The 12312-nt window shown below is 54.5% G+C and carries 9 protein-coding genes; 5 read left to right on the top strand and 4 right to left on the bottom strand.

Annotated features, from left to right (window positions below; translation table 11 throughout):
* Nucleotides 1-158: 158 nt before the first annotated feature.
* Both AS19_RS08260 and AS19_RS08265 read right to left on the bottom strand, forming a co-directional pair.
* Nucleotides 159-473, bottom strand: coding sequence for a DUF2288 domain-containing protein (locus tag AS19_RS08260; protein ID WP_011588877.1), 315 nt, complete (start codon nucleotides 471-473; stop codon nucleotides 159-161).
* A 260-nt stretch (nucleotides 474-733) separates the two neighbouring features.
* Nucleotides 734-2143, bottom strand: coding sequence for an alkaline phosphatase D family protein (locus tag AS19_RS08265; protein WP_011588878.1), 1410 nt, complete (start codon nucleotides 2141-2143; stop codon nucleotides 734-736).
* A 60-nt stretch (nucleotides 2144-2203) separates the two neighbouring features.
* Here AS19_RS08265 and AS19_RS08270 point away from each other — a divergent pair, with 60 nt between their 5' ends.
* Nucleotides 2204-5032: a hybrid sensor histidine kinase/response regulator gene (locus AS19_RS08270; RefSeq protein ID WP_011588879.1), complete on the top strand. Its 2829-nt coding sequence runs from the start codon at nucleotides 2204-2206 to the stop codon at nucleotides 5030-5032.
* Nucleotides 5033-5255: 223 nt separating this feature from the next.
* Nucleotides 5256-7295, top strand: coding sequence for a methionine--tRNA ligase (gene metG, locus AS19_RS08275; RefSeq protein WP_046961923.1), 2040 nt, complete (start codon nucleotides 5256-5258; stop codon nucleotides 7293-7295).
* 202 nt (nucleotides 7296-7497) lie between these two features.
* Here the strand turns inward: metG and AS19_RS08280 are convergent, their stop codons facing one another.
* Nucleotides 7498-8190 (bottom strand): Crp/Fnr family transcriptional regulator, encoded by a 693-nt coding sequence (locus AS19_RS08280; RefSeq protein WP_046961924.1) that lies wholly within the window; start codon nucleotides 8188-8190, stop codon nucleotides 7498-7500.
* Nucleotides 8191-8317: 127 nt separating this feature from the next.
* Here AS19_RS08280 and AS19_RS08285 point away from each other — a divergent pair, with 127 nt between their 5' ends.
* From AS19_RS08285 to AS19_RS08295, 3 genes are all read left to right on the top strand, one after another.
* Nucleotides 8318-9103: a class II aldolase/adducin family protein gene (locus AS19_RS08285; protein WP_046961925.1), complete on the top strand. Its 786-nt coding sequence runs from the start codon at nucleotides 8318-8320 to the stop codon at nucleotides 9101-9103.
* Nucleotides 9104-9113: 10 nt separating this feature from the next.
* Complete coding sequence (locus AS19_RS08290; RefSeq protein ID WP_046961926.1) at nucleotides 9114-9710, top strand: HD domain-containing protein; 597 nt, start codon at nucleotides 9114-9116, stop codon at nucleotides 9708-9710.
* A gap of 269 nt (nucleotides 9711-9979) precedes the next feature.
* Nucleotides 9980-11335 (top strand): oxygenase MpaB family protein, encoded by a 1356-nt coding sequence (locus tag AS19_RS08295; RefSeq protein WP_046961927.1) that lies wholly within the window; start codon nucleotides 9980-9982, stop codon nucleotides 11333-11335.
* 237 nt (nucleotides 11336-11572) lie between these two features.
* Here the strand turns inward: AS19_RS08295 and AS19_RS08300 are convergent, their stop codons facing one another.
* Nucleotides 11573-12232, bottom strand: coding sequence for a DUF5677 domain-containing protein (locus AS19_RS08300; RefSeq protein ID WP_052753750.1), 660 nt, complete (start codon nucleotides 12230-12232; stop codon nucleotides 11573-11575).
* Nucleotides 12233-12312 lie beyond the last annotated feature (80 nt).

Genomic DNA, 12312 nt, shown 5'->3' on the forward strand with positions numbered 1-12312 from the left:
ATTCTTTAAGGAATGCCAATCTGAGAGCGCCGTCATACTCGACAAACGCCCCGGCCTAATTAAACGAAACGGCGTGGCCGCCCGCTAATAGCGGCCACAGGGGCAGACGGCAAGGCCTAAAAGACCCTAGAAGAAAGGAGGAGAAAAGAGGCGAGAAACTACTGCATCGATTCCTGCTGCACTAACACCCATGGCGGCAGCACCACGGTCCACAGAGCTTTGTCTTCGGCGAACCAGGCTTGTGCCTGCTCATCGCTCACCTTGTCAACCTGCGTCTTGTCACGCCACAGAGCAATCAGTTCTGCCTGATCTTCTGAAAATGCCAACGCGACCTCAATCAGATCTAACTCTGGTGCCACATAGATCGTCTGGCCACGGGCAAAGAAGGGCTGCAGCTCTTTCCAGCTAGCTTTTGCGGTTTCGTGGTTGAGTTTAGCTTTGAGGATTTCCCGCTGTTCTACTTGCTCAGACATGACCGACTCCTGCAATGAAGCGATGCATTATCGAGGTTCTGCTGCGGGCAATCAAAGGGAGAAAAAAAGACGCCCGCCATTTGGGGGTGGCGGACGTAAGCTGTACCGGGTCGAAATCGAACATCCGTGTTCCATCGCGTCCTTGCGAGATCCACTCTAGGCAAATCAGCCAACGCTAATAAGGTAAAAAAACGCCAATCCCTGTAAGCTTTTCGCCATATAACGCAAAGGGCAGCCATTTCTGCCCAACACAGCCTGCGTTACCACTCGATAGTTCGACTTGCCTCCGGTACTGCCCGATTTCGGCGATCGAACAGAGCAAACTGAGCCCCCTTGTCATCAAATGACACCACCGAAAACGCATTGTTGCTGAAAACCTCCCCCGGCACGCTGACATGCCCTAAGGGCCGTCCCCAACCGCTATACAGCAACCCCGGCACCCGAATCATTGGACGATACCAACGAAACGCGAATAGCGCGGTGGGCCAAAACAACCCCGAACAGGTCCAACTGTGCACCTTCTTGCCCCCATTCAAGGTCAGGCTAGCGTACAGAGAGGCATGCACATCACCGCTGAGCACCACCAGTTTTTGGCTCGCGCTTTTTGCCATGGCCGACAACAAGCGCTGGCGCTGATGACGAAAGCCTTCCCAGGCATCCTTACCCTGAAAGGGACGGCGTTGTTCAGGAAACATAACAACGGAGGTCACCAAAACCTTGATGCGATCAGGATCACGATCCAGCCATTCGACAAACGCCTGCTCCTGCACCTCGCTGATCATCTTGCGCTGCCAGGGCCAGCGGCTTAGAACCCGCTCGGTACGCACATCCATCACAAAGAAATCCGCCGGGCCACGGGAAAAGGTATACCAGAATTTATCGGGATCGCGGTCCAAATAGGTGCCGGCTTGATTCAAGGGAGCAGCCGGAGAATGGGACGCTTGGTAAATCTGATAGGCCTTGATCGCAGCCGGATACTTGTTGGTCCACCGATCGGCATCCGCCTTGGCTGGCCAGTTATTCTCGATTTCATGATCATCAAGGATCATGTAGCTATTGGTTTCCCTTAGCAGTTTCGCCAAATGTGGCTGAGAAAAACTGGTCCGATAGAGAGAATCGAAATCATCAGGGGTGGTAGCGGCACCAATGCTATACAGGGCATCGGCATAGACCTGATCGCCACCGAAGAGCACAAAATCCAGATTGTGTTGCTCCGCCTGGGCCGACATTTCTGCAAAAATTTTGTCCGCGCGATCATCCTGAATAATGCCATCCAGCCCTACAAACCGGTAACAACAGGAACCGAACAGGAAGGTAGTCTGATTCGCCGTTGGCTGATGGGTAGAAAAGCGCCCCGTATCCACACCATGCCAATCCAACGGTGTCTGTTCTTCCGAGCGCACCCAACCTGCCTGATATTGATAGCAGGCCCCCGGTTTTAGCTTATTGATTACCACGACCCCGGACCCGTCAAAATTACCATTGAGGCGGAATCGTCGGGGTTCAGACCAACGTTCTTCGCCCAGCTCACGCCAACGCACCCGCCCCCACATGAATTTGTTCCCGGCTCCTAGCTCTCCTTTGGGCAATGCCCCGAAAAGACGCACATGAGACTCCCCGGACTCACCGGTAATAGGGCCAACCGAAAAACGGTTTACTATTGCTACCATGGGTTATTCTCCCGCTGCATTGAGCCCCCCGGCTCACGCTGCTAGCATCACTGAAAAGAGGTGAGATCCCCCCTTCATCCACTGATGGATATAGACACTTTGTTCAACGACTCGAAAGCCACCCTGTTGTTGCTTGTCGCTTTTTTATCAGTCTGTCTGTCCACACTGGCATCCGCCAATGGACCGGACACCCAGATTATTGGCGAACAACAAGAGCACCTACACCCTTATAAGGGCCTGTATTCCTTTTGTACGCCTGCGGATCAATCACCAGACATTACTGACATTCTTCAACGCCGAGACCTACCATGGCAACCTACCGGTGCCGGCGTACCGAATTTAGGCTTTATCAGGGATCATTGCTGGTTCCGTTTCTCAGTTCGCAACCTTAATCAGTTCCATAGTGCCTGGCAGCTGGAAATCGACTACGCCATGCTCGGCGAAATCGATGTTTACCAAATTGATGCCGGCGGTAATCTGGTTGCCCATTTCCAGGCAGGCATGGACCGTGACTTTTCAGTGCGCCCAGGCACCGCCCCCAAGCCAGCCTTCCCGCTTACCCTACCGGCCGGCACCGACAGCGACATCCTGCTCAAGGTTTCCTCTGCACACAGCATTCAGTTACCGCTGGAGTTGATGACGCAAGAAAACTACAACGCCTCCACGCAAACACAAAGCATAGTGCAAGGCATTTTCTTCGGCGGCATGCTGGTGATGATTCTTTATAACCTGTCGCTGTTCTTTTCCATCCGCGAAAAAGTCTACCTGCTATATGTATGCTGGTCCGCCGTTGTCACCCTGTTCATGGCAGTCCTGCATGGCTATGCCCAGCGTTATTTGTGGCCGCACTCTATCCTGATCAGCCAGTACATCATTCATTACCTGCTACCCTTAGTGGCACTGCTACCGCCTCTGCTTGCCCTGCATTTTTTATCATTACAGGAAAAATCCCCTCGCCTTGCCGTGTGGCTGCGGATCTTGATCGGCATAGGCACGATACTATTTCTAGCGACCCCCTTTACCAGCCGCACTTTCCTAATACCGATTTCCGCTAGTGCTATTTTGCTGATGGATTTCAGCATTTTTCTCATCGGCCTAATTCGCACCCGAGCCGGCGATCCGGACGCGCGTATTTTCACCCTGGCTTGGTTCTGCTTTATTGTCGGTGCGGCGACTATTGCGCTGAATAAATATGGCCTAATCCCGCGCAACATACTGACCGAAAACCTAATGCAAATCGGTGTTTTCTTGGAGGTCGTGCTGCTTTCACTGGCCTTAGCCCGGCGCATCAATCGCTTGAAAGAGGCCCACTCCAACTCCGTTCGCGACCGCGCCATCGCAGAAATGGAAGCGTTTAAGGCTGGGGCCAGAAACCACGCTAAAAGTGAATTTCTAGCGACGATGAGTCATGAAATTCGTACCCCCATGAACGGAATTATGGGCATGACTGATCTGTTGCGTCGCACCGACATGACCCAACAACAGGAGCAATATGTCGGCACCATCTACCAATCGACCCAGTCGCTGCTAAGAGTCATCAACGACATTCTTGATTACTCTAAAATTGAGTCCGGCAAACTCGAACTGGACTACCGCTCTATCGCGTTAGAAAACATCGTCGATGACTGTGTTCGCTTGTTTGCACTGCACTCCAGTGAAAAGGGCCTACCGCTCTATATCCACATTGATAGCCGCGTCCCTGAGCGCATCAAAACCGACCCCATTCGCCTCAAGCAAATCATTACTAATCTGCTCAGCAATGCCTTCAAGTGCACCGATCGGGGCCACATTGCCCTGCATGTAAACTTGAAACAACCCCCCAATAACAAGGGGGTATGCATGCTGATGATCGAAGTAGTCGATACAGGGATAGGTTTGGATGAAGGGCAGCAATCATCGCTGTTCCAAGCATTTACGGACCTGTCAGCCAAAACTAAACACAATGGTGCCGGCCTTGGGCTGGTAATCTGCAAACGGTTGATCGAACTACTAGGCGGGGAAATTGGTGTCTCCAGCTCCCTAGGCCGCGGCGCCACGTTCTGGATATCACTGCCCGTAGAGGTGGAAACTAATCAAAGAAAACCGGTTTTGGAAAATCGCAAGGCCGTCATTATTTCTAGTTCCGCACCACAACTACTCAGCCTGTCTCAGATGCTTAGCCGCTGGGGGGCTAAAACGTTGGAATATCGCAACGTCGCTGCGGCGCTGAACCCTGCCAACCCTAGCCAAGCCGTGGATTATCTTATCGCTGAATTGCCGGTCCTAGAAAACCCGCAAAACGTTGAGCAACTTCGTGCCCAATTCGATAACCCCGCGCTGATATTGCTGCACCCTACAGGTCAGCCTCTCAGTGACAATCTACCGGAAAATCTGCTGCTGATAGAAACGCCGTTTTCCTGCCAGGCACTCAAACGCAGCCTGCTAACTGGTCCCGACGAAAACAGGGCCTTTACAGAAAAACGCGCGCCCTTAATCTGCCTGGACCAAGCCAATATACTCAAAGTAATCGTGGCGGAAGACAATGCGGTGAACCAGCTGGTGATCGACAGCATTCTCAAATCACTGGGTATTCATGCCACCCTGGTTAGTGATGGAGAGCAAGCCCTCGAGCTGGTGCGCAACCGGCCAAATCACTGGGATATCATATTCATGGATTGTGAAATGCCCATCATGGATGGCTATCAAGCCAGCCGGGAAATTCGAGCACTCGAAGCCGAACATGAAGCACAGCCCCATTGCTGGATCATCGCCCTGTCAGCCCATGCCACCGGGGACTATGTGCAAAAAGCCCGTGATGCCGGGGTAGACGATTACCTCAGTAAACCGGTTTCCCAGCAACAGGTGCGTGACGCCCTAAAACGCGGGCAGGTCCCCAAGGGCACCCGCTAATTGCCATACCTGCCTGAGAGACGAAAAGCTAACCACAAGCGGTTCTCTCAGGCACGGTGATTCCCCCCACGCACACGAAACATACCTGCGATTGCCTGCCTTAAATGCCCACCGGCGCCCCTGTTCCCAGGGCCCAGGTTTCACCGCGAATATCACAGGATGAAAAACCCCGGCAGCACCCGTATCATAGGCCACCCATTTTTTGGAAATTGATGCCGTTCCCATGAGTGACACTCCCCGCAAGATACTGGTCACCAGTGCCCTTCCCTACGCCAATGGCCCTATTCATCTCGGCCATTTGCTGGAATACATTCAAACGGACATCTGGGTTCGCTTCCAGAAACTCCGTGGCCAGCAATGCATCTATGTTTGTGCTGACGACGCCCATGGCACCGCCATCATGCTCAAGGCCGAGGAAAACGGCGTCACCCCGGAACAGCAAATCGCCCAGGTGAAAGCCGACCACGAGCGTGATTTCGCCGATTTCCAAGTAAGCTTCGACAACTACTACAGCACCCACAGCCCCGAAAACCGGGCGCTGTCGGAAATGGTATTCCAGCGCAACAAAGATGCGGGCTACATTCTGGAAAAAACCATCACCCAGCTGTATGACCCGCAGAAAGGCATGTTCCTGGCCGATCGCTTCGTTAAGGGCACCTGCCCCAAATGCAAAAGCGAAGACCAGTACGGCGATAACTGCGAAGTGTGCGGCGCCACCTATACCCCTGCGGAGCTGATTGAGCCCTATTCTTCCGTCAGTGGCGCCACCCCGGTGGAAAAAGAAACCACCCAACTGTTCTTCGACCTGCCCAAGTTCGAAGCCCTGCTGCGCGAGTGGACCCGCTCCGGCGCCCTGCAGGAACAGGTCGCCAACAAACTGCAGGAATGGATTGAAGACCTGCAGCCCTGGGATATTTCCCGTGAAGCGCCTTACTTCGGCTTCGAGATCCCCGGCTACCCGGGCAAGTATTTCTATGTGTGGCTCGATGCCCCCATTGGCTACATGGCCAGCTTCCAGAATTACTGCGACCGTGAAGGGCTCAGCTTCGACGATTACTGGGGCAAAGAATCCACCGCCGAGCTGTACCACTTTATCGGCAAGGACATCATCAATTTCCACGGTTTGTTCTGGCCCGCCATGCTAGACGGCGCCGGCTTGCGCAAGCCCACTGCCATCTACAGCCACGGCTTCGTCACCGTGAACGGCGCCAAGATGTCCAAGTCCCGTGGCACCTTTATCAAGGCCCGCACCTATCTGGATCACCTGAGCCCGGAATACCTGCGTTACTATTTCGCCGCCAAGCTCTCCAGCCGCGTGGACGATTTCGACCTGAACCTGGAAGACTTTGCCCAGCGAGTGAATTCCGACCTGGTGGGCAAACTGGTCAATATCGCCAGCCGAACCGGCAACTTCGTCAAGAAGTTCGGCGGCACACTCAGCACCGAGCTAGACAACATGATGCTGGTGCGCGAAGTGCAGGAAGCAGGCCCGCGCATTGCCGATTTCTACGAGAAGCGCGAATTCGGCAAAGCCATGCGTGAAATTATGGCCCTGGCCGATCACGCCAACGTCTACATCGCCGACAAGGCTCCCTGGAGCCTCTCCAAGGAAGAAGGCAAAGAGCAGGAAGTGTTGGCTATATGCAGCACCGCCATTAACGTCTTCCGGCTGCTGGTGATCTACCTGAAACCGGTTTTGCCCGCGTTGGCCGAACGCGCCGAAGCCTTCATGCAGGTGGAGCCGCTCACCTGGGCGGATTCGGAGCAACTGTTACTCGGCCATGAGATTGCCAAGTTCAAGCCTCTGCTCAGCCGTGTGGATATGGCACAGGTAGAATCCATGCTCGAAGATTCCAAAGAAAGCACACCGGCCCCCGCTGCCGCCAAGCCTAAAAAGGCCACCACGCAAAAAGCAGACGCAGGCGACAATGACGAAACCATTAGCATCGATGATTTCCTCAAGGTGAAATTGCGCGTGGCCCGCGTGGCCAAGGCCGCGCACGTAGACGGTGCCGACAAGTTGTTGCAGCTCACGCTGGACGTAGGCGAGCTGGGTCAACGCAATGTGTTTGCCGGCATCAAGGCCCGTTACGCACCGGAGGAGCTGGAAGGCAAGCTGGTCGTATTGGTGGCCAACCTGGCACCACGGAAAATGAAATTCGGCATTTCCGAAGGCATGGTGCTGGCCGCCGGCCCCGGCGGAGATGATATTCATATTCTCAGCCCCGACAGCGGCGCCGAACCCGGCATGGAAGTGCGTTAAATAGACGTGCGCTAATTGGCGACATAAAAAAACCGGCCACCGCCGGTTTTTTTATGTCTATCTAAAATCAAATCACCGCAGAATGTTGGGCAGAGTGTCGGGTTACGGCTGCGCCTAACACGACCTACCAGTGCACGCGGGGAATATCGTGTAAGTAGGTCGAATTAGCCTGAAAGGCGTAATCCGGCATTAAGCTTCAAACTCAATTCAACGTCGCCAAGTGCTCCCGCAGCGTCGCCTCATCTTCAATGGTAATCCGCCCGTAACCCAGCGTAATCAGCCCCTGTGCCTCAAAGTTTTTTAGCGTCCGGTGCACCCCCTGGCGGGTCATGCCCATCATATTGGCAATGTGTTCGCGGGTCAGGCGCACCGTCACCGGTCCGCCTTCCGGCTTGCCGCCACGCTGCATTTGCGACAGAAACAACAAACGCTGCCCTATTCGCGCCTGGGTGCCACGCAAGGCGTCTTCTTCAATCATGGAAATGGCAGACCACAGTCGTTGGCTAATCAGATCCAGCACCACCGCATAGCTTTGCGGGTAACGTTGCAGCAAGTCACGGAAATAAGGGCCCGGCACCTCCACCAGCACGGCGGCCTCCTGTGCCGTGGCCCCATAGACGCGCCCAGCCCCCGGGGAAAACACCGCGTCGCCAAACCAGGTGCCGCGGTCAAATATAATCAACACCGCTTCCTGGCCCTGTGCATTCACTGAACTAATCCGCACCTGGCCCTCGGCAATCACACACAGATTGGACTGAGGTTCGCCCTTTTCATAAATCGGCTGATGGGCTTGAAACGCCCGCACACGTGCATGCCGCGCCGCTTCATGCAGCGCCTCGTCCGGAAAACCCGCCAATAAGGGGCAGTACCGCAGCACCGTATACGCATTCGTCATGGCCCAATTGTAAACCAGTTGACAGTTTTCCCCCTAACCCCCGGCCTACACTCGAGGGAGTAAAAAAACAGACCACATCATAAGGGGCACACCCCAAGATAAGCCCCACATAACGGGAGAGCGCTACATGAACAGCCAGGTCACTCTTAACCCAGCTACCATCCCCTCCAAAAAAAGCGCCGTCAGCGCCGAAGAATGGCAGCTGCGCGTGGATCTCGCCGCCGCCTACCGGCTCATTGCCCTGCACGGCTGGGATGATCTTATCTTTACCCACCTATCCGCCCGCCTACCCGGCGACGAGCACCATTTCCTGATCAACCCCTATGGCATGATGTTCGACGAGATCACCGCATCCAGCCTGGTGCGGGTAGATCAGGAAGGAAACAAGCTCGACGACAGCGATTACGACATCAACCCGGCCGGTTTTACCATCCACAGCGCTATCCATGCAGTGCGCGATGATGCTGCCTGCGTCATGCACACCCACACCACCGCTGGCGTCGCCGTATCCGCCCAGCGGGAAGGGTTGCTGGCCCTATCGCAACAAAGCCTGTTTCCGCTGGCCAGCCTTGCCTACCACGACTACGAAGGCGTAGCCCTGCGCGACGATGAGAAAGCCCGCCTGCAAGCCGACTTGGGCGACGCCAACTTCATGATCCTGCGTAACCATGGCCTGCTCACCGTGGGCAGCACCATCGCCGATACCTTTCTGAGCATGTTCATCTTGCAGCGGGCCTGTGAAATCCAGGTGCAAGCCCTGTCTGGCAACCGCCCGCTGACCCCGATCCCCGCCGGCATCGTCGACACCATCAAGCAACAGGCGGCACAGGTCACCAAGGGCATGGGCGGCAACCTTGCGTGGCCCGGCCTGCTGCGCAAGCTGGATCGCAACAACCCCGGTTACGCAGAATAAGGAGCGCACCATGAATGACATGACCGCACCCCGCGCCGACTTTACTCACATGAAGCAGGGCACCGGCGAGGACTGGCAGATCATTGCCAAATCCTTCGGTGAATTCAGCAAAGGCCTGCCCGATCGCATCATCACTCACCTGCGCCTGCTGGAAGGCGACTTCGGCGGCTTCAAGATCGACCGCTTCCAGCACTGCCTGCAAACCGCCACCTTGGCCCATCGCGACGGCAAAGATGACGAATATGTGGTCTGCGCATTGCTGCACGACATCGGCGATACTCTCGGCACCTTCAACCACGCGGACGTGGCCGCCGTGCTGTTAGAGCCTTTCGTCAGCGAGGCCAACCACTGGATGGTGAAACACCACGCCATCTTCCAAGGCTACTATTTCTTCCACTACCTGGGCATGAATCGCGACATGCGCGAGAACTTCAAAGATCACCCGCACTATCGGCAAACCCTGGAGTTCGTCAGCAAATACGATTCGCCGGCATTCGACCCGGAGGGAGAAACCCTGCCACTGGATTACTTTGAACCCATGCTGCGCAAGGTTTTTGCCGAGCCGCGCAAGTCACTCTATAAAGAAGCCATGGCGGAGCAAGGCTAGCCAGAACCTAACCACCCTCTTTGCCGTTTACCCCACCGTTTAACGGCAAAGAGGGATATCTTCACGAAACACCAACCAAACAAACCTTTCTTCAGGAAAACATACCCTTACCCGTTATTTACTCTAATCACCGTGCATCACCTCTGCGCCTGTCCCCCTTCAGGCCAAAAAAATCCGCATGTTCTATCCTCGTTCTTTCTTGCCATTGCCAGCAGTACGCTATAACCCCAATGTATACAGATAATTAAATGTCTTTTTAGAGGTGCGAAATGGCGCGGTCACTAGAGGCACTTTGGGAAAAAGTTCACGCCCAAAAAAGTCGGATTCCCTCTCTCTATGGTGATATTGATTTCGATGTCACACCGGAGCGCTTTACCGATGACATCAAAACCCGCAGCGCCTTGCCGGAATCTTTTTCTCGCAAATACCGCGCCGGCATTCTTGCGGACAAAGAAAAAGTCGAACGGGCACGGGCCTACACCCTGCTCGGCGACACCGTGTCTGATGCTTATGCCGCGTTGATGCCGCAATACGGGTTTCGCCACCTGATCACCATGCTCAAAAAAGCCTGCGATAAAGGGCTGGAAGCCGTGGACGATGCACCCCAGGAATTAACCGATTTTATCTCTGCCATGGAATCCACCCCGCACTGGGTAGACATGGACCTTGTCCGTGAAGGGGCGCGCCTGAGCCGCAATCAAATGGCCAACTTGGCGCCCTACGTGATTCGCGGTGCCTTTGTGGCCACCTTCATGAACAAATACTCCGGCCTGCCCATGGCCATCACCGGCACCTTGGCCAACGAGTCGGTAAACCAGCGCATCAACGAAACCGCCAGCTTCTTCACCACCGCCACCCTCCCCGGCTCACTGGAACGGTTCGGCCCCGGCTTCAAAGCCGCGGCCATGGTCCGTCTGATGCATTCCATGGTGCGCTTCAACATCATCAAACGCGCCACCATCGACAAGGGCGGCCCTTGGGACCCGGCGGTATATGGCATTCCTATTCCCCAAGTAGACCAAATGCCCGCCGGCACCATGCCTGCCTACCTCACGGCCTTCAGGGCACTGCGTAAAGGCCGTAAACAGTTCACCGCCAACGAGCGAGCCATTGTCGAACTGTCACGCTACCAGTGCTTTTTACTTGGCTTGCCCGAAGAACTGCTGCCCGCCGAAGCACCAGAGATCATCAACACCATGCTCACCTACTCCGGCACCCTGCGCGAAGGCTACGATGACGAAACCTGCGGCGAACTCACCCGCGCCACCATGTCCGTTTACCGAGGCAAAAACAAAAAACTTCTCAGCAAAGCGCACAACCTGGTTGAGCGCAGCTTTTCTAAAGTCTTCTTCACCCAGGCCTTTCTGGGCCGTAAAGACAAATCAAAAGCGCAAGAAATGGGCGTGGAACCCCACCTGATCGACTATGCCCTGTTTACTGTGGGCAACCTGTTAGTACTCCCCCGCCTCATCGCCTACCGAACCCTGCAAGACATACCGGTAGCCAACAAGATAGCGGATAAAATACTGGTAAAGAGAATCAAGGAATTACTGGTGGAATACGGCCACGCGGAATACACCACCGACGCCAACCAGTACGCCCCAACAACACAGGAAATCACATAAGAAAGCGCGGCCTGAAAGCTGCGCAGGTGCCGGGTTACGGCTACGCCTAACTCGGCCTACACATTCTCAACAGGCCGTAATTCACCCAAGGGCTCAGAGAGCCAGAAAGCGTAACCTGATAACCTTTATCGACAGCCGAAAATTCCGGGAAGGAGATATGCTTAACCTCTCCAATTCCGGGGTCAGCTTTTTCAGGGATTCTTGTATCGGGGGAGTGGACATTAGGCGACCTCATTATTAAGCCCCCAAGAGCTCGCGTACTTTCTCATTGGTTATCTTCTGGCGATGAAGAAGCCATAAAATCGCCGTATGCCCAAACACTTGTGATATCGCACCTATCGTTTGAAGGTGCTCCAATGTCACTTCGGAACGTTCGGCTGGGTTAACGACTGTTTCAGACTTCCCGTGTGTTTCCAATGACATAAACCTGTAGAGAATCTGATACAGATCTAAAATTCCAGACTCACGGGCTTGCTGCTCAATCGAAACGCCTTTTTTCGGCTTGTTTCTAGTCGATAGAAAATCATTGGTGACATCCGCGCCATCTTCTTTTGACTTGACGGACAGCAATCCGTCTTTCATAGCCATCTGGGCAAGCCTATCGAGTTCATTTGTAGGAAACTCCGCGTACCTTGCCGCACGTTCTGGATCCGATATCACCCAATGTAGCGAGATAAACAACTCCAGTAATTGCCGAGATAAGATGCCCAATGCTGTCGGATTCTCTGACAAGCCGAGATTGGTAGCTCCCCGAATGATTTCTGAACCCCTAAGAAGGATCCTCCGCACCGGTTCATCTACTGGAGACGAACTATCCGACCATTTATCCTCTGAAGATTGCGCGAGCATCTTCGAATGAGTGCTAAGGTTTTCGCAGATTTCTTTCAGTCCTGGCACCCAACTCTCCTATGCGCCTAACGCCCGGTTCTGCGGCAGGCAAAAGTGGAGGCCGCTTTTTGGCCGGAGCTTTTGACTGT

It is taken from the genome of Alcanivorax sp. NBRC 101098 (genome assembly GCF_001010505.1).
GTDB lineage: Bacteria > Pseudomonadota > Gammaproteobacteria > Pseudomonadales > Alcanivoracaceae > Alcanivorax > Alcanivorax borkumensis.